General features: G+C 60.9%; 17 protein-coding genes. 9 read left to right on the top strand and 8 right to left on the bottom strand.

What is annotated here, in order from left to right; all coding sequences use genetic code 11:
• Positions 1-80: 80 nt before the first annotated feature.
• From QD228_RS13225 to iolB, 3 genes are all read left to right on the top strand, one after another.
• Positions 81-1,001 carry a MurR/RpiR family transcriptional regulator gene (locus tag QD228_RS13225; RefSeq protein ID WP_216061566.1) on the top strand — a complete coding sequence of 307 codons (921 nt, stop codon included), beginning with the start codon at positions 81-83 and terminating at the stop codon, positions 999-1,001.
• A 107-nt stretch (positions 1,002-1,108) separates the two neighbouring features.
• Entirely contained in the window at positions 1,109-2,104 is a 996-nt protein-coding gene (gene iolG, locus QD228_RS13220) for an inositol 2-dehydrogenase (protein ID WP_088743391.1), read from the top strand.
• Positions 2,105-2,139: 35 nt separating this feature from the next.
• The gene (gene iolB, locus QD228_RS13215; protein WP_279875819.1) at positions 2,140-2,943 is read left to right on the top strand and encodes a 5-deoxy-glucuronate isomerase; all 804 of its coding nucleotides are present in this window, start codon (positions 2,140-2,142) and stop codon (positions 2,941-2,943) included.
• Between the two features lie 101 nt (positions 2,944-3,044).
• On the opposite strand, the gene QD228_RS13210 is transcribed toward iolB, so the two are convergent.
• The 3 genes from QD228_RS13210 to QD228_RS13200 form a co-directional block, all read right to left on the bottom strand.
• The gene (locus tag QD228_RS13210) at positions 3,045-4,667 is read right to left on the bottom strand and encodes a BCCT family transporter (protein ID WP_279875818.1); all 1,623 of its coding nucleotides are present in this window, start codon (positions 4,665-4,667) and stop codon (positions 3,045-3,047) included.
• Positions 4,668-4,980: 313 nt separating this feature from the next.
• Positions 4,981-6,591 (bottom strand): BCCT family transporter, encoded by a 1,611-nt coding sequence (locus QD228_RS13205; protein WP_279875817.1) that lies wholly within the window; start codon positions 6,589-6,591, stop codon positions 4,981-4,983.
• A 210-nt stretch (positions 6,592-6,801) separates the two neighbouring features.
• Positions 6,802-7,683 (bottom strand): LysR substrate-binding domain-containing protein, encoded by an 882-nt coding sequence (locus QD228_RS13200; protein WP_279875816.1) that lies wholly within the window; start codon positions 7,681-7,683, stop codon positions 6,802-6,804.
• Positions 7,684-7,815: 132 nt separating this feature from the next.
• On the opposite strand from QD228_RS13200, the gene QD228_RS13195 reads away from it, so the two are divergent.
• The 5 genes from QD228_RS13195 to QD228_RS13175 all read left to right on the top strand — a co-directional run bounded on the left by QD228_RS13195 (position 7,816) and on the right by QD228_RS13175 (position 14,077).
• Positions 7,816-8,721 (top strand): phytanoyl-CoA dioxygenase family protein, encoded by a 906-nt coding sequence (locus QD228_RS13195; RefSeq protein ID WP_347882134.1) that lies wholly within the window; start codon positions 7,816-7,818, stop codon positions 8,719-8,721.
• A gap of 86 nt (positions 8,722-8,807) precedes the next feature.
• On the top strand, positions 8,808-10,064 hold the full coding sequence (locus QD228_RS13190; RefSeq protein WP_279875815.1) for a Xaa-Pro peptidase family protein: 1,257 nt from the start codon (positions 8,808-8,810) through the stop codon (positions 10,062-10,064).
• A 267-nt stretch (positions 10,065-10,331) separates the two neighbouring features.
• Entirely contained in the window at positions 10,332-11,246 is a 915-nt protein-coding gene (locus tag QD228_RS13185; RefSeq protein WP_279875814.1) for a LysR substrate-binding domain-containing protein, read from the top strand.
• Between the two features lie 329 nt (positions 11,247-11,575).
• Positions 11,576-12,535, top strand: coding sequence for an NAD(P)-dependent oxidoreductase (locus QD228_RS13180; protein WP_279875813.1), 960 nt, complete (start codon positions 11,576-11,578; stop codon positions 12,533-12,535).
• A gap of 108 nt (positions 12,536-12,643) precedes the next feature.
• The gene (locus tag QD228_RS13175; protein WP_279875812.1) at positions 12,644-14,077 is read left to right on the top strand and encodes an aldehyde dehydrogenase family protein; all 1,434 of its coding nucleotides are present in this window, start codon (positions 12,644-12,646) and stop codon (positions 14,075-14,077) included.
• A gap of 265 nt (positions 14,078-14,342) precedes the next feature.
• Here QD228_RS13175 and QD228_RS13170 read toward each other — a convergent pair whose 3' ends face one another.
• From QD228_RS13170 to QD228_RS13150, 5 genes are all read right to left on the bottom strand, one after another.
• Positions 14,343-15,101: an IclR family transcriptional regulator gene (locus tag QD228_RS13170; protein ID WP_279875811.1), complete on the bottom strand. Its 759-nt coding sequence runs from the start codon at positions 15,099-15,101 to the stop codon at positions 14,343-14,345.
• Positions 15,102-15,281: 180 nt separating this feature from the next.
• Positions 15,282-16,910 (bottom strand): GMC family oxidoreductase N-terminal domain-containing protein, encoded by a 1,629-nt coding sequence (locus QD228_RS13165; RefSeq protein WP_279875810.1) that lies wholly within the window; start codon positions 16,908-16,910, stop codon positions 15,282-15,284.
• Positions 16,911-16,915: 5 nt separating this feature from the next.
• Positions 16,916-18,151: a mandelate racemase/muconate lactonizing enzyme family protein gene (locus QD228_RS13160; RefSeq protein ID WP_279875809.1), complete on the bottom strand. Its 1,236-nt coding sequence runs from the start codon at positions 18,149-18,151 to the stop codon at positions 16,916-16,918.
• A 173-nt stretch (positions 18,152-18,324) separates the two neighbouring features.
• A complete protein-coding gene (gene aldA, locus QD228_RS13155) occupies positions 18,325-19,749 on the bottom strand; it encodes an aldehyde dehydrogenase (RefSeq protein ID WP_136938011.1) in 1,425 nt (474 codons plus the stop codon).
• An 86-nt stretch (positions 19,750-19,835) separates the two neighbouring features.
• Positions 19,836-19,976, bottom strand: a complete 141-nt coding sequence (locus QD228_RS13150) for a hypothetical protein (RefSeq protein WP_176502593.1) — start codon at positions 19,974-19,976, stop codon at positions 19,836-19,838.
• 301 nt (positions 19,977-20,277) lie between these two features.
• On the opposite strand from QD228_RS13150, the gene tssI reads away from it, so the two are divergent.
• On the top strand, positions 20,278-21,124 hold an 847-nt coding region (gene tssI / locus QD228_RS13145), incomplete at its 3' end, for a type VI secretion system tip protein TssI/VgrG (RefSeq protein WP_279875808.1).

Genomic DNA, 21,124 nt, shown 5'->3' with positions numbered 1-21,124 from the left:
CCTACACTGCCAATCATCGCTCACTCGAGGTACGGCCGCTCCGACGCCGCATTGGCAGGTGAGCCGCGACAGGAGTTCCCATGGCTGAGATAACCCCCTTGCAGACGACTGCACGCCAATTGCAGTCATTTGAATCTCTCGAAGCGCATATCACGCAGCAGTATCCGCATCTGTCGCGCCGCCTTCAGCAAAGCGCGCGCTTTTTGCTGGATCACCCCCAGGAAGTGGCTTTCGGCACGGTGGCGGGGCTTGCCGAGAAGGCTGATGTCACTCCCTCGACGCTTATTCGATTCGCGAACGCGCTGGGGTTTTCGGGCTTTTCAGAGATGCAGAAGCTGTTTCGGGCTCGCCTGGTCGAAGCGGAGCCCAGTTATAGTGAGCGCATCAGGGTCGCCCGCGAGGTGACCGGCGAGAGTCCTGGCGCTCACGAGCTGTTGAGAAGTTTCTCGGCTGCCAATCAGCAGGCACTTGGCGAACTGCCAGGACGTATCGCACCCAAGGATATCGAGCGAGCTCTCGATCTGCTGGAAGCCGCGGAGGCTGTTCACCTTCTGGGAGCACGGCGAAGTTTCGTCGTCTCAAGCTACCTGGCCTACTCATTGCGGCATATCGCCAAACGCGCCTTCCTGATGGATGGCATGGGGGCGATGTATCGCGAGCAGGCAGAAGCGATCTCCCGCCAGGACTGTCTGCTGGTCACCAGCTTCGCGCCCTACGCAGAAGAGGTGCAGTCTGCCGTCCATGTGGCGCGTGAGCGCGGTACCCCCACGATACTCATTACCGACTCTTCCCTGAGCCCACTGACTCACCATGCAGATGTCGTGTTGGTGGTGAACGAAGCGGAAGTTCAAGGCTTCCGAGGCCTGACGTCCACGCTATGCCTGGCCCAGGCACTTGCCATCGGACTGGGCGTCCGCCAGCAGGGCAGCGGGGAAGTGCAGGGCACCACACCGCACGACATCTCATTGCAGGAAGAGGGCGCTGCCAACCTTCGAGGCTGAAGTACGGCAAAGGCGAGCACTACAGGAGGTAGTGCTTGCCGACAATCTCTCTCAATTCGTTCGAGACGCAACAACAACAAACGCCATAGATATGGAGGACGCTTCACATGAAAATCGCTCTGCTGGGCGCCGGTCGCATCGGCCGTGTTCACGCTCGCGCCATCTCTGATCACCCCCTGGCGCAACTGGCATGTGTCAGTGATGCCTTCCCGGAGGCTGCCAATTCACTCGCTGCGGAATATGGTGTGCCGGTGATGACGGCGGAGGACATCTTCGCGTCAGCGGAGATTGATGGCGTTCTGATCGCCTCCTCCACTCCGACTCACTGTGACTTCCTTGAGCGTGCGGCCCGTGCGGGCAAGGCGGTACTTTGCGAGAAGCCGATCGATCTGGATCTTGCGCGAACGCGTCACTGTCTTGGTGTGCTGGCGGAGCACCCCGTGACCTGTGCTCTGGGGTTCAATCGTCGCCATGACCCTCAGTTCTCGGCGCTCAAGCAGGCGCTGGAAGCGGGACGAATCGGCGAACTCGAGATGATCACCATCACCAGCCGTGATCCAGAGCCGCCGCCCGCAGAATATGTGGCAGCCTCGGGAGGACTCTTCCGTGACATGAGCATTCATGATCTGGACATGGCGGTCTGGCTGCTGGGCGAGCCGGTCACGGAGGTGACGGTCAGTGGCAGCTGCCTCGTGGATCCAGCCATCGGTGAAGCGGGAGATCTGGATAGCGCACTCATCAATCTGAAGAGTGCTTCCGGCAAGTTGGTCTCCATCAGCAACTCGCGTCGTGCCTGTTACGGGTATGACCAGCGGATCGAGGTCTTTGGCAGCCAGGGCATGCTGGAGGCGCGCAACGAGACGGATACGCGCCTGCGCTTCACCGGCGTGGAAGGTGTGGTGGAAGAGCGTCCACAGTGGTTCTTCCTCGAGCGTTACGCGCAGGCCTATGTGCGTGAAGTGGGAGATTTCGTCACTGCCTGGCAAGAAGGTCGTGCCCCGCTGGCCGGCGCGCAGGATGGACTCGCCGCGCTTGAACTGGCCGAAGCGGCGTTGATTTCCTATCGCGAAGGGCGCCGGGTACTGCTCAGTGAGATTCGTTGAGCCCACTTCTCCCTGCTGCTGAAAAGGACAAGAACATGACACTTCTCGTGAGACCGCATGCCCCTGGTGAAGATGGAACGCTACTGGAAGTCACTCCGGAATCTGCAGGCTGGACACACGTAGGCTTTCGCGTACATCGCCTGAAACAAGGTGAGCGTTTCGAGCGCCACACCGGGAGTCGCGAACAGTGCCTCGTGCTGCTCTCGGGACGCGCAACCGTGCGTACTGGTGACCAGACGTTCGAGAACATCGGTGAACGCATGAGCGTGTTTGAGCACCTGCCGCCGTACTCGGTGTATCTTCCGGACGGGATAGCCTATTCAGTGGAAGCACTGACGGAGCTGGAGATAGCCGTCTGCAGTGCTCCGGGGCATGGCAATCATGCCGCTCGCCTGATTCGCCCCGAGCAGGTGGCCTGTTCGACACGTGGCGAGGGGACCAACACACGTCACGTGCAGGACATTCTTCCCCAGACGGAGCCCGCCGATAGTCTGTTGGTGGTGGAGGTCTATACGCCCCCTGGCAACTGGTCCAGCTACCCTCCGCACAAGCACTGTGCCGACAATCTGCCGGAAGAGTCTTTCCTGGAGGAGACGTACTACCATAAGCTCAATCCGTCACAAGGGTTTGCGTTCCAGCGCGTCTATACCGATGACCGATCCCTGGATGAAACCATGGCGGTGGAAGATGGCTGCTGTGTGATGGTACCGGAGGGGTATCATCCCGCCGCCGCTCCACACGGCTATGAGCTTTATTATCTCAATGTCATGGCTGGCCCCAAGCGGGTCTGGAAATTCAAGAATGACCCCGCGCATGAGTGGATCGTCGACATGAAATGATGCCCGAGCCGCATGATGAGAGCTGCCTCACTGTCGACACTCTCATGAAAACGCCCTGCACAATGTGCAGGGCGTTTTCGTTGTGACGCATCAATCACAGTCTACTGCGAGGTTGCCGACGATTTGCGTGTGCTCTCCCAGCGTTGGTGGGCCTCCGGGGAGTAACTGCGGGAAGGCGTGTGCTCGAGACCGATCTTGGCGGTACCGATCGACACCAGGCGCAGCAGGGAGGCTGTCGCGACAATCACGATGAACAGCGCCGGGACACCGCCGAGGTTGGAGAGCATCTTGATGCCATCGATCCCGACGAATGCGGTCATGATCCAGGCGACGGCACCGATGGTGCAGCCCCAGATGATCTTCATGAGCAGGCGGTCATTGGTATTTTCATCGCTGTCTCCGGCCATGGCAGCCTGACTGTCGGTGCTGCACAGCTGACTGATCGCTTCGGTATTGGAGTCAGCCGCCGTCACGAAGGACAGGAAGGCGATGATCAGGAAGACGATGCCGACCAGGCCGCTCATCGGAAGCTCATCGAACAGGGCATAGATGACGGAACCGGCACCTGAATCATTCAGCAATTGATACAGCGCGCCGCCGCTCTGCATATCGAATTCGATGGTGGAGCTTGCGAAGACACTGACATAGGTAATCGAGAACAGGGCCGGTGCGACCAGGTTGATCAGCATGAACTGACGCACGGTATAGCCACGGGAGATCTTGCCGAGGAACAGGGCGGAAATCGGTGCCCATGCCATCCAGTTGGCCCAGTAGAAGATGCTCCAGCTCTTCGGCCACGGATCACCATCAAAGGCACCGGTGAACAGGCTTTTCTGCATGAAATTGTTGAAATACTCGCCAGCCGCTTCCGTGCCGTAGCCGAGAATGGTCTGGGTCGGGCCACACAGGAAGACAAAGGCCATGAAGACGAAGAAGGCCTTGGCATTGATGGCGGACAGGCGCGCGATGCCTTTCTGCAGACCGCTGGCCGCGGAGGCGGTAAAGCAGGCCACGATGGCCAGAGTCACCAGACCCAGCATCATGGTGCCGGTACCGGTGCCCAGGAAGCGGTCCAGGCCGCCGGCAAGCGTCATGGCACCGGTTCCCAGCGAAGATGCCATGCCGCAGACCAGCGCAAACAACGCCAATGCATCCAGCGCACGCCCCTTGCGACCGATCAGCCTGTCACCGATCAATGGCACGAAAAGCGTCCCCAGAGAGAAGGGTTTTCCCAGGTTGTAATGCATCAGGGCAAACAGCAAGGCGGGGACGGTATAGATGGCATATGGCGTGAATGACCAGTGAAGGAACATGGTCGATAGTGCGAATCTGGCAGCCTCAGGCGTATTGGCAGCCACATCCAGTGAACCTGGCGGAGTATGCAGATGATAGAGCGGTTCTGCGGTTGACCAGAACATGATGCCAACGGCCAGGGTGGTACACAGCGTGATGGAGAACCAGCGCCATGGTGTCAGAATCCGACTGGCATTTTCTCCACCGATTCGCGTGCGTCCCAATGGTGAAAGGTATGTCACCAGGCACGTTATCACCATGGCAAGCGCCGTGATCGAGAACAGCCAACCGAACTTGTCGAGCACCCAGTCATTCAGGGTGGTGGTGGTCGCGAGGAATCCTTCAAGATTGATGAGGCTCGCGGCCACCGCAACCATCAGCAGGATGAACGGTGGCCAGAAGACGAGTGGGCGGACGGATGAACCAAACATGCGCATTCCTATAATTTCTTATGAGGATGCGGATGCTAACTCATAAATTTCTGTTTTGTCAGCGTTGAGATTCGCTCATCAACGGCGTATATACGCGCGCGTTCATGTAATGCGCTGGCAGGATTTGCGGAAAGTTCTGTCAAAAATTACTCCAGAGGTGCGCGCGTTCTGACCGCCACGCGGGCCGCAGGGTCTACGCCACCGTGCGGGCCATGGCGCTCAAGAGAAACCCACGACACCCCCGTCGCCTCTCGGCCCGGGGGTGTCGTGGTTTCTCCTTGAGGACTGCAGTATCACGCCATCTCGAGTTGGCTCAGCTGGACTGGGAAGATTGCCAACGCTGATGGGCTTCTGCCGAATAACTGCGTGACGGCGTGTGCTCGAGGCCGATCTTGGCGGTACCGATGGAGACCAGTCGAATCAACGAGGCAGTCGCGCCGATGACGATGAACAGCGCCGGTACCCCGCCGAGGTTGGAGAGCATCTTGATGCCGTCGATGCCGACGAAGGAGGTCATGATCCAGGCGACGGCGCCGATGGTCGAGCCCCAGATGATCTTCATCATCAGTCGCCCCTTGCTGCGGTCTTCGCTTTCGTTGCCTGCCAGAGCCTCCTGGCTATCCGAGCTGCAGAGTTGGCTGATGGCGTCGGTATTGGAGTCGGCCGCTGTCACGAAGGACAGGAAGGCGATGACCAGGAAGATCCCCCCCACCAGAGAGCTCATCGGTAGCTCATCGAAGAGTGCGTAGATCACCGAGCCCGCGCCGGAATCCGAGAGGATGCCATACAGGGCGCCGCCACTTTCCATATCCAGCTTGATCGTGGTGCTGCTGAACACCGCGACATAGATGATCGAGAAGAGCGAGGGCGCCACCATGTTGATCAGCATGAACTGCCGCACGGTATAGCCCCGCGAGATCTTGCCCAGGAACAGGGCGGAAATCGGTGCCCATGCCATCCAGTTGGCCCAGTAGAAGATGGTCCAGCTCTGTGGCCAGGGATCATTGTCGAAGGCCCCGGTGAACAGATTCTTGCTCATGAAGTTGGTGAAGTAGTCGCCAGCCGCTTCCGTGCCGTAGCCGAGGATGGTCAGCGTCGGACCGAAGGCGAACACGAAGATGAGAAAGGCGAAGAAGGCCTTGGCGTTGATGGCGGACAGGCGTGCGATGCCCTTCTGCAGACCACTGGCCGCTGAAGCGGTGAAACACAGCACGATCGCGAGGGTGACGATGCCCAGCATCAGCGGACCCGAGCCAGTGCCGAGGAAGCGGTCAATGCCGCCTGCCAGGGTCATGGCCCCTGTGCCGAGGGACGACGCCATGCCACAGACCAGGGCGAAGAGCGCGAGTGCATCGAGCACACGTCCCTTGCGACCGATCAGTCGGTCTCCCAGCAGCGGCACGAACAGGGTGCCGAGCGAGAAGGGCTTGCCGAGGTTGTAATGCATCAGGGCAAAGATCAGCGCAGGGACGGTGTAGATCGCATAGGGCGTGAACGACCAGTGCAGGAACATGGTCGAGAGCGCGAACCGCGCGGCTTCCGGGCTATTGGCGGCAATGTCCAGCGAAGTGGGCGGCGAGTGAAGATGATAAAGCGGCTCTGCGGTCGACCAGAACATGATGCCTACGGCCAACGTGGTGCATAACGTGATGGAGAACCAACGCCATGGGGACAACAGTCGCGTCGCGTTCTCGCCGCCGATACGGGTACGGCCCAGTGGCGAAAGATAGGCGATGAGGCAGGCCACCACCATGCTGAGCGCCGTGATGGAAAACAACCAGCCTAACTTGCTGAGTACCTGGTTGTTGAGATTGGTGGTGACAGCCAGAAAGCTGTCCAGATCGATCAAGCTCGCCAATACGGAGGCGAACAGCAGAATGAAAGGTGGCCAGAAGACCAGTGGACGCACGGATGCTCCGAACATGTGAGTTTCCTCGTTCTTGTTGTCGTGTCTTGCGATGTTGCCGGGGAGGGCGCCAGTCGATCAGGGGCATGCAGTGAACTGCCGTGCAGCGTAGGGCAGTGGTAAGAGAAAAATCTTCTCGGTTGTCGTCAATGGATGCGTGGAGGGCGTATTCGGGATAGTGAAAATTCGTGCATAAGCAGCAAGACCGCATGGGCGGCACCTTCCGCCTCAGGTCTGAGCCTCGTCTCGCAACAATTCGCGAATCATCTCCGCACAGGTATCGAATATCGGGTGCGTCAGGCTGGGGGAGCGATGAAGTTCGATCTCCGCGGTAGGCAGCGTTGGCAGACCCATGTCCTCACCCAGTTCATACCAGTCTTCAGGCAACGAACGTCGATCTGCCACCGTGATGGCATGGCCCTGATTGACGATGACTCTCAAGCCGCTGGGGCTCTGACTGGTGGAATCGATACGCCAGCTGCGTTCGGCCTGCGTCAGGGCGGACAAGGCCCGTTCGCGATAGATGCATTGCTCAGGGAACAGTGCCAATGGCAGCGGAGCGCAGGGATCCAGCACGAAGCGTTGATGCGCCGCCCACACCACAGGCTCGCGAGACAGCAACTCCCCCTGGCGTTGTTGGTTGTGACTGACCGCGATGACCAGATCCAGCTGACCGGCATCGAGCTGTTCCAGCAGTTCCGTGGACATCCGGCAGTGGATGTGTGGCCGGATCTGGGGATGACGCTCACTGATCTGTGCCAATAGCTGCGGCAGCCAGGTGGTGGCGTAGTCCTCCGGCAAGCCGAGGCGCAACGTGATCGGTTGATCGTTTTCACCGAGGGCAGCCACGGCTTCACGTTGCAATTGCAGGATGCGGCGTGCGTAGCGAAGAAACGTTCGGCCGGCATCGGTCAATTCCATATGACGACTGGTGCGTATCAGCAGTCGGTAGCCGAGTCGTTCCTCGAGAGTACTGATGCGCAGACTGACGGTGGACTGGGTACGGTGCAGATGGCGTGACGCCTGAGTGAAGCTCCCGCTGTCGGCCACCGTCACGAATGCCAGCAGCAGATCCGTATCCAGCGAGGGCAAGGGGCGAGGCGCGTTCACGCTTGTTGTATCGGGTCTGCCGATGGATTTCATTGGAATGACTCGTTTCTCAAATGCATGGATTCTGGCCAGCATAGTGCCTGACCCACGAGCTGTCTTGTCCCCCCAGACCCATGACGTGAGGATACCTCCGTGAATGACCTGACTTCCGCGATGCCCCCGCCATTGGCCGATGCCGAGACCGTCGATCTCTCCGCGTTGGTCGATACCGAGCGTTACCCCCTGCATGACCCCCGATCTCCAGCGCTTGAGGCCACGATCGCCAAGGCGCGTGAAGATCTTGAACGTGAGGGTTGCGCCGTATTGAGAGGATTTCTGCGTCCAGAGCGCCTTGCGCAGATGCAAGCGGAAACGGCTCGCCTCGCCGAGTGCGCGTTCTTCAACACTCGCGAGGTGAATGCCTATTTCACGGCCGATGACGACCGCTTGCCCCACCAGGATCCGCGTCGCCTGTTCATGACCCGCACCAGTGGCTTCGTGACGCGCGACATGATTCCTGCCGATAGCCTGATGCAGCGGCTGTACGTCTCGCAGGCCATGAAGCAACTGGTGTCGGCCTGCCTTGGGCGCGAGCGGGTGTACGAGTATGCCGACCCCTTTGCCGGGCTCGTGCTCAACGTGCTGCCAGAGGGCACCGAGCAACCCTGGCACTACGACACCAACGAATTCATCGTCACCATGATGACCCAACAGCCCGAGAGCGGTGGTCAGTTTGAGTATTGTTCCGGCATCCGCACCCCCAACGATGAGCATTACGCTGCCGTGGGCGAAGTGATCCGGGGAGAGTCGCGTGAAGCGGTGAAGACCCTGAGTCTCAACCCGGGGGATCTGCAGTTGTTCAAGGGGCGGTTCAGTCTGCACCGCGTCACGCAGGTGTCGGGTGAGGTGCCCCGACTGACGGCGATCTTCGCCTATTCCGAAACGCCGGGAGTGGTGGGGCGACTGGAACGCACGCGCCAGCTGTATGGGCGCGTCTCGGAGCAGCACATTCTGGCGGAAGCCCGATACGTCCAGCGCGCCGACGGTCTGCTCGACTGATCGATGTCCGGTATTCCCGTGACGCCTTCTCAACTTGCATGCGCCTTTTGGGCGCTTGATCGAACACTTCCCACAGGGCATCCCACATGAAAATGGACCTGACGGCGATGGGCATCCTCGCTCCGACCCATGCACTGGAAGACTGCGAACCGACGTCGGAAGAGATTGCGCAGATCCAATGTGACCGACTCGCGCGTGTTCGCCAGGAGTTGGCCCGACGCGATATCACGGCGGCAGTCCTGTTCGACCCGGCACACGTCCGCTATGCCACCGGGTCCCGCAACATGCAGGTGTACAGTTCGCGCAATCCCGCTCGTTACGTATTCGTCCCCGCCGCAGGGCCGGTCGTGTTGTTCGAGTTCTCGGGGTGCGAACACCTGGCCAGCCATCTACCGACCGTGGACGAGATTCGCCCAGCCAAGGCGATTTCCTATTACTTCAACGAGAAGAATACACAAGCCGTCACCAGAGCCTGGGCGGATGAAATCATCGATCTGGTGCGTCAGTGCGGCGGAGGTGAGCGGATCGCCATCGAAAGCGCAACCGCGGAAGCCGCTTTCATGCTCGAGCAGCGTGGTTATCAGGTGCTGGATGCTCAGGAGCCTCTGGAGCAGGCGCGAGCCTTCAAGGTACCCAACGAGATAAAGATGATTCGCTCCTCGCTGAGAGCGGTCGAGGAGGGAGTGCGCAAACTGGAGGCCTCCATACGGCCTGGGGTCACCGAGAATCACGTCTGGTCCCGACTGCATCAGCACATCATCGAGACAGACGCCGACTTCATCGAGACCCGCCTCATGAATTCCGGGCCGCGCACCAATCCCTGGTTCCAGGAATGTTCCGACCGGATCATCCAGGCGGGAGAACTGGTCGCGCTGGATACCGATGTGGTCGGGCGTTACGGGTACTACGCGGATTTCTCGAGAACCTTCCTGTGTGGCGCGGGTGAGGCCAGCGCCGAGCAGAAATCGCTCTATCGCATGGCGTATGACCAGATCCAGACCAACATGGAAAATCTCAAGCCGGGGGTCAGCTTCAAGGAATACGCCGAACGTGCCTGGCGCATCCCTCCCGGCTATCGCGCGCGTCGCTACTTTGCCCTGGCGCATGGTGTCGGGATGAACGGTGAGTATCCCTACATCGTTCATCGCGAGGATATCGAGGACAAGGGTTACGACGGCATTCTCGAGCCTGGGATGACGCTATGCGTGGAGAGCTATATCGGACATGAGTCCGGCGGCGAAGGCGTCAAGCTCGAAGAGCAGCTGTACATTCGTGACGATGGTCAGGTGGAGCTGTTGTCGGACTATCCCTTCGATGAGCGTCTGCTGAGCCAGGCCGTCTGAGTCAGGCCGGTTGAGTCAGGCCGGCGGAGCCGGACCCAGGTAGCTTGCCGACGCGCATCGGCATTACGCGGCATGGCGGCTTTGGTAACATGAGGTCAATTGTGCGGGTGGCTGTCAGCGACGGTCACCCGCTTTGCCATTGTCTCATGGCGAAAGAGGGTCAGAGGGCGGCCGTGTGCCGTGAACGGGAGAGAGCGTCGAGAAGGTCTATCGTTCATGGGTACCGGTTGCTTCCTGCTCGCCTTTCGCCTTTCGTGAGTGTCGTCTATGCCAACCCCTCTGCCACTGCAGAAACTGCCGCCCTTGAGTTCGCTGAAAGGGTTTGAAGCGGCTGCGCGTCTGCTGAGTCTCCGCGCGGCTGCCGAGGAGCTGAACCTGACGCATCCGGCCATCGCCAACCAGATTCAGCGTCTCGAAGAGAGTCTGGAGGTGAAACTGTTTGCCCGTGAAGGCCGTCATGTGGTGCTGACGGCGGCTGGCGAGCGTTTCTATCCGGTGGTGCGTGAAGCGCTGGCGGGTCTGGTGCAAGGCGCCGAGTCCCTGCGCCAGATGCAGCATGCCCAGCCGCTGACGATTCAGGTCTATGTGACGACCTCGATTCGCTGGTTGGCACCTCGCTTGTCGCATTTCCAGGCCATGCATCCTGAAGTCGAGCTCAAGCTGATGACGTGCAGTCTCGGCTGGGAGTTCGATGAGGCCAATGCCGATGTCGGTATCGTGTTCCGCGATGCGCCGCTGGCGGATCACCTCCACTGGCAGCCGTTGTTCGAGTCACGCCTCTTTCCGGTCTGCAGCCCCCAGCTGCTGGGCGACGATGCACGCCCGGTCCCCGCGGATGCCTTGAAGACGCTGCCGTTGATCGGGGTCTACACCGAGGGCTGGAATTGGGAGAGTTACTTCGAGGCATTGTCGCTAGGCCCTTGTCCTACCCGCAATTGCATCGTGGTCGACACCCTGGCCGTCGCCCTGGAGATGGCGGCGCGGGGGGAGGGCGTGGCATTGGTCAACGGGCCCTTTGCCGACGATGACCTGGCGAACGGTCGACTCATCAACCCGACCGGGCAGGTGACGACCGGGCGCGGTGAATGGGGTGCTGTCTGTCACCGCGAGCTGGAGCGGAATCCGCGCGTCGCGACCCTCCTTGGCTGGCTGGCGTCGCAGAGTTGCAGCGTGCCTACCTGATCCGCCAGAGCGAGAGCGGTTACGTGACAACGCCACCTTCGGGTGGCGTTCTTGTTTCCGACATCTGGTTCTGGGGTCTGGCGCATGAGGCTATGACGTTTGTGGGCGGATCGCGGATCGCGGAGTGCTGTGCGGAGGCGCGGGGTCTAGGCAGGCTCACAAAAATTGTTACCAATCGCCAAATTCTTATGAATTGTTGGCAGGCAGGTCGGCCAGTAGGGTGAGCCTCAAGATGACATGGGCCACACCGGACAGGATTCCCCTCCGTCCCGAGCGGTCCTGTGCAGTACACCGGTCAGCCAGCAGGCAGACAGCAGAGAGGACAGCACATGAAAGTCGGATTCATCGGTCTCGGTAACGTGGGTGGCAAGCTGGCAGGTAGCCTGCTGCGCAATGGGCATGACGTCACCGTGCGTGACCTTGACCCGGAAGCCGCCAAGCCTTTCCTCGCGCAGGGTGCCAAATGGGCGGATTCTTCCAGGGAACTCGCCGAAGCCAACGACATGGTCATCACCTGCCTGCCGTCTCCGGCTGCCTGCAGCGCCGTGATGGAAAGCGATGACGGCATCATTGCCGGTCTGTGCGAAGGCAAGATCTGGCTCGAGATGAGTACCACCGATGACGGCGAACTGCGTCGCATCGCCGACAAGGTGCTGGCCACCGGTGCCAAGGCACTGGAAGCCCCGGTCTCTGGCGGCTGCCACCGCGCCGCCACTGGCAACATCTCCATCTTTGTCGGCGGTGACCGCGAATCCTTCGAGCAGGTGCTGCCGGTGCTGACCAACCTGGGTCGCCGTGTCCTGCACACCGGTGAACTGGGCACCGCCTCGGTGCTCAAGGTGATGACCAACTACCTGGCCACCGCCAACCTGTGCGCCGTGGCCGAAGCCCTGACCGTCTGCAAGAAGGCCGGCATGGACATGAACACCACCTATGAGGCGATCAAGATTTCCTCAGGCAACTCCTTCGTCCACGAGACCGAGTCCCAGGTCATCCTGAACGGGAGCCGCAACATCAGCTTCACCATGGATCTGGTGCTCAAGGATGTCGGCCTGTTCGACACCCTGGCCAGGAACCTGGACGTGCCGCTGGAAATCTCCCCGATGCTGATGGACATCTTCCGCGATGGTCAGGAACGCTTCGGCCCGCGTGAGTGGTCATCCAACATCATCCGTCGTCTCGAGGAAGCCGCCGATGTCCGTGTGCTCGGCACCGGCTTCCCGGCAGAGCTGACCGATGACGAGCCGGAAGAAGTCGGCTACGAGGTCGGCGTTACCGGCCGCAGCTGAGCCGTGAAGACTGCCCCGGGGTGCCGTGCGAATGGCCTCCGGGGCATTTGCGTTTGAGACTCACCCTCAGGGAGAGTGTTATCTCCCACCAGCAACGAGAGGTCTGGCATGCAACATCACGACAACTTCTACATCAATGGCCACTGGCAGACACCCTTCGGGCGCGAGCGCATGGAGGTCATCAATCCGGCCACCGGCGAGCTGTGCGCTAGTGTGCCGCGCGCCGGTGAGCAGGATGTGGAGGCTGCCATCATGGCAGCACGTCAGGCGCTGCCTGCCTGGTCCACGACATCCGCGCAGGAACGCCACGACATCCTGATGGCGGCAGCGGATGAGATGCAGCGTCGCTTCGATGAGCTGCGCGACGTCCAGGTGCTCACCATGGGTTGCCCGGTGCAACTGGCCGGCGCGCTGCACGTGGAAGGCCCCATCGAGGGAATGCGTTACTACGCCGAACGCGCCTTCCAGATGGAAGAGGACGAGCGCAAGGGCGATGTGACCCTGATGCGCGAGCCCATCGGCGTCTGCTCGCTGATCAATCCGTGGAACTATCCGCTGCATCAGTTGATCGGCAAGCTGGCCCCGGCGCTGGCGGCAGGCTGCACCGTGATCGCCAAGCCGGCGGAGCAGACCCCACTGCAGGACTTCATCATGGCCGAGATCTTCGAGAAGGTCGGTCTGCCTGCAGGTGTCTTCAATGTGGTGACGGGCGAGGGCAGCGAGATCGGTCCGGTGATGTCCGGCCATCCGCAAGTGGATATGGTGTCCTTCACTGGCTCCACCATTGCCGGTAGCAAGGTCGCCGAGAGTGCCGCGCCCACCGTCAAGCGGGTCTGTCAGGAACTGGGTGGCAAGTCGCCGCTGCTGGTGACCGAAGATGCCGACCTGGCCGCGGCCGTGCGCTTGAACGTCGAGAACGTGATGGCCAACACCGGCCAGACCTGCGACGCCTTCACTCGCTTGCTGGTGCCGCGTTCGCGACTGGAAGAGGCGACCCGCCTGGCGGTCGAGATCGCCAATGAGCAGGTGGTGGGTGACCCGAACGACCCGGCGACCACCATGGGGCCGCTGGTCTCCGAGCGTCAGCGCGAACGTGTCCTGCATCTGGTGCAGCGTGCCATCGATGATGGTGTCGAGCTGGCGCTCGGTGGCGTCGAGCCGCCCGAAGGGCTCGAGAAGGGCTGCTATGTGCGTCCGACAATCTTCACCAATGTCAGCAATGAAATGGAGATCGCCCGCGAGGAGATCTTCGGCCCGGTGCTGTGCATCCTTCCCTACGACGACGTGAAGCAGGGGATCGCCATCGCCAATGACAGCGTCTATGGCCTGTCATCTGCGGTCTATGCGCGTGACGCCGAGGCAGCATTGCCCATCGCCCGCTGCATGCAGGCAGGACAATGCTATCTGCAAGGGGCAGAGTTCTCCTTCGATGCCCCCTTCGGTGGTTACAAGCGTTCCGGCAATGGCCGCGAATGGGGTGACGAAGGCCTGGCGGAATATGTCGAGGTCAAGGCACTGCTCGGGGCGCCGGCCATCGCCTGACAGAAGGCGGGCCGCGCCGCCGTGATGCCACGCAAGATACCCGTGATTCGTGAGGCCAGAGTGGCCCGTGAATCACGGGTATCTTGCATTCGCGCCATCGACAAAAGGCGCCCTCAAGGTACTTGTCGGCTGTCGCAGCCGCGTTTCGCTATCAGAGCAACGCCCATCGCGTCTGTCAGATCGCTGGGTGCTGAAAATACCTATATATAGTGGCAAGACTTTGTGCGGTGCAGCATGACGGGCTCGCCAGGCAACGTTTTCGGCCTCAGATGATGCGCGAGGACAGCTGGCGCGCCGCCTGGACCAGATGCTTGGAGTAGGCGCGTGCCTGCTGCGGATTCAGCCAGTCCTGGCTGATGACGGCGCTGATGGCAGCGATGGGCTCATTGCGCATGTTCAGTACAGGCGCGGCGATACAGCTCAATTGTCCCTCGGCATCGCCACTGGATACGGCATACCCGAGGCGTTGCGCACGCTCAAGCTCGGCATCCATCTCGTCACGGCGTTCGGCCAGTTCGGGCGTGATACGCGTCGCAGCCTCCAGGTACAGCTGACGCGAGCTCTCGGGGCGCATGGCGAGAATCGCCTTGCCGGCGGCGCAGGCGTGCTGAGCCATGGTCTTGCCGATATAGAGGTTGTAGCTGCCACTGCCGGAGGCATCGACCTTCGAGATCACCACCACCTGGTCGCCGATGGGGATGCACAGGAAGATCGAGCGATGAATCTCGTTCTTGAGAATCTCCGCGATGGGGTAGAAGACCGGGATCAGGCTCTGCTTGTTGTAGATCGTCGAGGAGATCTGGAAGATGCGCGAGCCGATGCAATAGGACTTCTTGCGACCGGGATCGTGAGCGACCAGCTGATGGTGCAGCAGGGAATTGATCACGCGGTGACCGGTAGCGGGCGAGATGCCGGTGGACTCACAGATTTCCGAGAGCGTCAGCGGGTAGGAAGCTGCCGCAAGCAGATCCAGAATCATGACACTGTGGTCGACGGCAGGGGCTTTGGTCTTCTCGTGATTCATGAACGCGGGGTCACTCCGAAACGCGAATCTCGGTCACAGGCGGCTTCTGACCGAAGGCTGTGACACTGTGACGACGGAAGGGCGATGCCTCGGGCTGCATCGCCCATCCGTGGAAAGGGGAACGGCCCATAGGGTACCAGACCCATGGGCCGTTCGTGGGGTTGGCGGCTATCCGCCGGGTCAGTCTGCGTGGTCGGCCAGCACCAGATCCGCGCCTTTTTCCGCCACCATCATCACCGGCGCATTCAGGTTGCCGGAGGTGATGTTGGGGAAGATGGCAGCGTCGATCACGCGCAGTCCTGACACGCCATGCACCTTCAACTGACTGTCGACCACGGCGGTGGCCTTGTCCGGCCCCATCGTGCAGGAACCGCACAGGTGATAGATGGAGCCACCCTGGGAGCGGAAATACGCAAGCATGCTGTCCTCATCCTGGACCGTCTCGGCCGGGGCGACCTCGCACTCGGTGATGGCCTGGAGTGCCGGTGCGCCCATCAGCTTGCGCACCAGGCGACTGCCCTGGATCACCTCATCGATGTCCTTCTGGGTACTGAGGTAGTTGGGGCAGATCGTCGCCGGGTCTGCCGGGTCTGCCGAGGACAGTGAAATGCTGCCACGGCTGGTCGGTCGGCAGGAATTGAAGGCCAGCAGGAAGCCGGAATATGGCTCCGGTGTCAGCTTGGCTCTCGGGTCGTTGGGAATCTGGTAGGACATCGGATTGAAGTAGAGCTGGATGTTCGGCTCTGGCTCCGCCTCGCTGCCCCGGAAGAATCCTCCGGCCTGATTCACGCTCATGCCCAGCGGCCCGCTGCGGTTGATCAGATACTGCAGTCCCGCCTTGGCCTGGCCCCAGAAGGACGCGAAGTCATCATTCAGTGTGGTGCGATTGGCGCGGTAGTAGTAGCTGGCGCACAGGTGGTCCTGCAGATTCTGACCGACGGCCGGCAGGTCTACCTGTGTCTCGATACCATGCGTGGCCAGCGCCTCACGCTCGCCGATCCCCGAAAGCTGCAGCAGCTTCGGGGAGTCCACCGCGCCAGCGCAGAGAATGACTTCGCGACGCGCCGTCACCTCGATGACTTCGTCATCACGCCGGTAGGCAACACCCGTGGCACGCTTGCCGCCATCGGGCGTCTCTTCCAGCGTCACGCGCTCCACCCGACAGATATGCTTGAGCGTGAGGTTGTCGCGTGACAGCGCCGGCTTCAGGTAGGCGGTATTGCTGGAATCCCGCTGTCCCTTGCGGATGTTGGCCTCATAGATGCCAGCCCCCTCGAAGTGTTCGCCATTGAAATCATCATTGAGCGTGTAACCCAGCTCGCGGGCCCCTTCCAGCCACGATTGGCAGATCGGGTGCGCGCCATGTTTCAGCGGCGTGATGCCGATCAGGCCCTGGCCGGAGCGATACTCGGTATCGCCATCCGGGTGGCATTCAAGACGCTTGAAGTAGGGCAGTACCTCGCGATAGGACCAGCCCTCGTTGCCGGCGCGCGCCCAGTCATCGAAGTCCGAGGCCTGGCCCCGGACGTAGATCATCGCATTGATGGAGCCTGAGCCACCCTGCACCTTGCCGCGTGGGGTATAGATCTTGCGGCCCCCCATCGCGGCTTCTTCCTTGCTGTAATACATGTAGTTGTAGGTCGGGTTGTAGTAGGTCTTGGCGAACCCGACCGGCACCTTGATCCAGGGCGAGGTGTCCTTGCCGCCGGCTTCCAGCAGCAACACCTTGTGGCGACCGTTGGCGCTCAGCCGGTTGGCGAGGATGCACCCCGCCGACCCGGCACCGACAATGATGAAATCGTATTGCATCGGCGTTACGCCTCCGGCTTGCGCTTCCAGTCGGTGCTGGACTGTTCCTTCACGTCATAGGGACGCGGGTCCATGCTCAGGTGCAGGGTCCGGCCGGTGTAAGGCGAATTGGTCTTGACCACGTCCATGTCCAGCTCGACCCCCAGGCCCGGCTTGGTGGAGGGGATGATGTAGCCATCACGCCACTCGATCTTCTCCTTGAGCACATCGGCGTGGAAGCCATCCCAGGTGCCGATGCTTTCCTGAATCAGGAAGTTGGGCGTGGCGGTCGCCAGCTGGATGCTGGCCGCGGCGCCGACCGGGCCGTTGTAGAGATGCGGGGCGATCTGGGCGTAATAGACTTCTGCCAGCGCCGCGATCTTCTTGCCTTCCAGAATGCCGCCGACGCGCCCCAGGTTCATCTGCAGGATGGAGGCCGCGTTATTCTTGAGCACATCGTGGAATTCGTACTTGGTGGTCAGGCGCTCACCGGTCGCGACCGGAATGGAGGTGTGGTCTGCCACGCGCGCCATGGCTTCGCTCTGTCCCGGTGGTACCGGCTCTTCCAGCCACAGCGGGTCATAGGGCTCGAGATACTTGGCGAGACGAATGGCAGATGCCGGTGTCATCTGGCCGTGGGTGCCGAACAGCAGATCACAGCTGTTGCCGACCGCTTCGCGGATGCGGCGGCAGAAGGTGGCGCTCTTGTCCATGCCTTCCAGAGACAGCATCTGGCCGGAGTAGGCGGTGTAGGGGCCGGCCGGATCGAACTTCAATGCGGTGAAGCCCTTTTCCTTGTTCTCCAGTGCGCACTCGACGGCCAGCTCGACGTTGTCATAGTCGTAGTTGCCGCGTGCATCTTTGGGGTACAGGTAGGTGTAGGAACGCAGCTTGTCGTGGACCTTGCCACCGATCAGTTCATAGACCGGCAGGCCAGCCGCCTTGCCGACGATGTCCCAGCAGGCCATCTCGAGACCACTCAGCACGCCCATCATGGTGAGATCAGGGCGTTGGGTGAAGCCACTGGAAAAGGCTTCGCGGTACAGGCGTTCAATATGATGCGGGTTCTTGCCTTCCAGATAACGCGAGAAGACATCGGCGATCGCCTTGCTCATGACTTCCGGATGGAAGGTGGCGGCATAGACTTCTCCGACCCCTTCAATGCCGCAAGCGGTACGGAGCTGGACGAAGATCCAGTACATGCCGCCGACGTGGGGCGGCGGAGTGGCGACGATGTGAGTCTCGCAACTGACAACTTTCATGGTGGCAGGCCTTTCAGTGGTCACTGGCTAGCAGGATGGTGTGGGAGCGCACTGCCTGGCATGCCGTCATTCGACGCCAACAGCGCGCTTCCGGTAAAGAAATGGGGTAGGGCGTCAGCGCCTCCGGGGAGAGGGCCCCCCGGAGGCGTGACAGGCAAGACGGAATGGCGTGATCAGTAGTTCATCACGACCAGACGGGTCTGGGTGTAGTCGAGCATGCCGTGCTTGCCATCATCACCGCCTAGGCCAGAGCGCTTCCAGCCGGCGTGGTAGCCCTGGTAGGGGTCCGCCGGGGTGCGGTTGATGTAGAGCTCGCCGGCTTCGATGTTGTTGGCGACCTTCATGGCAGTGCGATAGTTCTCGGTGAAGACCACGGAGGCCAGGCCGAACTGGTGATCGTTGGCCAGCTCCAGGGCTTCATCGATATCGCGGTAGGTCAGCACTGGCAGCACCGGACCGAAGATCTCTTCCTGCACGATCTCCATGTCCTGACGGCAACCGGTCAGCAGGGTCGGCGGGTAGAAGTGACCCTTGCCCTCGGGGATATAGCCGCCGATTTCCAGAGTGGCGCCGTCATCGATAGCGCGTTCCACCATCTGATGGATGTTGAGGCGCGAATTCTCGTTGATCAGCGGCCCCATCAGGCTGGCATCGTCCAGACGGTTGCCGAACTTGACGCCTTCCATCTGCTGCTTCAGCTGGGCGACGAAATCGTCATAGACGGATTCGTGCACATAGACACGCTCGATGGCGGTGCACAGCTGGCCACAGTTGGTGAGGGTAGAGGCCGCGATCTGTGCCGCTGCCTTGGCCAGATCGGCATCCGGCTCGACGATGGCCGGTGACTTGCCGCCCAGCTCCAACGAGGACTTGGCGATGTTGACCTGGGAATATTCCAGTACCTTGCGACCGGCACCGACGCTGCCGGTCAGGGTGATCATGCCCACCTTGGGATGAGTGCAGACGGCTTCCGCGGTGCCGTGGTCCATCGCCAGGATGTTGACGATGCCTGCCGGAATGCCGGCATCCTGGATCGCCTTGGCGATCTCGAAGGCGGAGGTCGGGGTGTTGTTGCTCGGACGCACGACCACGGCATTGCCGGTGATCAGCGCCGGGGCAATCTTGCGCAGCAGGGTGAACACCGGGTAGTTGAACGGAATCAGGCAGGCCACGACGCCGATGGGCTCACGCTGCAGCAGCAGGCTTTCATTGGGGGTGTCGCTGGGGACGATCTCGCCCTCGATACGACGTGCCCACTCAGCGTGGTAGCGCGTGATGTCGGCGGCGTAGACGGCTTCATTGGTGGCGTCTTCCAGGCTCTTGCCCGACTCATCTGCCAATGCCTGGCCGATGGCATCCTTGCGCGCCATCAGGGCCTCGGCAAGCTTGTGCATGTAGCCGGCACGCTCGGTGCTGGTCTTGGCACGCCAGTCCTTTTGAGCCTTGGCCGCAATGCTCACCGCTTCAAGCGCTTCGTCAGTGGTTGCTGCCTGCACCTGACCTACCAGTGCTTCGGTGGCCGGGTTGTAGACCGAAATCATCTCGCCCTGGGATGAGGCGACGAATTCGTTGTTGATGAAGTTCTTGTCAGTGCGCATGCATCACTCCTCCTGAATTTGGCTTACAGGCTATGAAGCGGTGCCAAGACTGTCAAACTGTTTTTCACATACGGAAGTTAAATTCCTTATATGGAATTTTTGATCGGGACTACCTTGATCGTCATGTCTTCCATGGCTGTCATGCCTGCCTGTGGCGGCGGCCATGCCATCGAGAGATTTCCGCTGGCATCCTGGGGCATGTCCTGTTCAGCGATGTCATCTGCCATGGCAGTGCTTCACGCTACATGCTGCCGGCGAAAAGAGAGTGGGAAAGCCGTTGGTTCTGACACGATGTCATGACGCGCGTGCAGGAATGTCAGGCGAGAATTCCCACATTTGAGTTGCCTCTTTCTGGCCCTTCATGGCGCATCTTTCGCTGGAATTAACGCGCTTTCAGCGTAAGTGTTCACTCTGTTCAGTCATTAACTAAATGAGAGCATTCCTATATGCTGTGCCACCTGATCGAGAGCCAGGGACGGGCCAGTGACCTCAGGCCATCGTCTACGTCAATTGCCAGGGATGCAGAACATGTCAGATTCATGGGTACTCGACGCCTTGCTGTCGTCGTTTGATGTCTCACTGAGCCAGAACGAGCGCCTGCTCACGCTTGAGATGAGTGGCGCGGACTTCATCCCGCATCGATTGGTGGGGGAAGAGCGTATGTCGCGTCCCTTCGCTTATACCCTCGACTGCATCTCCCAGAACGGCGATATCGAGCTCAAGACCCTGATGGCGCAGCCGGCGGCGCTCTCGGTGCGTCAGGCCGATGGCAGCTACCGCGAGCTTTCGGGGCTGGTCGAGTCCGCCGCGCTGCTCGGTGAGGACGGTGGCGTCTTCTATTACCAGCTGACGCTGGTGCCGTGGATGGCGATGCTCAAGCTCGGCCGCGACAGCCGCATCTTCCAGGACCTCACCGCGGTCGAGGTCATCGAGTCGGTGTTCTCGAATCACGCCATCGCGCAAGGTGAAGCCCAGGGCGGCTGGCGGCTGGATCTGCGCCGCGAGTATCCGGCGCGCAGCTACTGCGTGCAGTATCGCGAGAGCGACTTCCAGTTTGTCAATCGCCTGATGGAGCAGGAAGGGCTGTTCTACTACTTCGAACACGCCTCTGACGACAGCGACTTCAATGGCCACCGCCTCGTCATCACCGACGATGTCGCGACCTGCGCACCGGTCGAGCCACAAGTCATCCGCTTCCATCGCCAGGACGCCACCGAACTGGAAGATTCCATCACCCAGTGGAGCGGCCGCCGTCAGCAGCAACCGACGCGCGTCAGCCTCGGCACCTTCGATTACAAGCAGCCGGGCCTGGAAAAACGTTCCGGCCAGGACACGCGCAGCGATCAAGGCAACCTCAGCGAGCAGGAAGTCTACG

It is taken from the genome of Cobetia sp. 3AK (assembly GCF_029846335.1).
GTDB classification, from domain to species: domain Bacteria; phylum Pseudomonadota; class Gammaproteobacteria; order Pseudomonadales; family Halomonadaceae; genus Cobetia; species Cobetia marina.
Note: the sequence above shows the minus strand (reverse complement) of the source record. Positions and strands in the feature narration are given on the sequence as shown.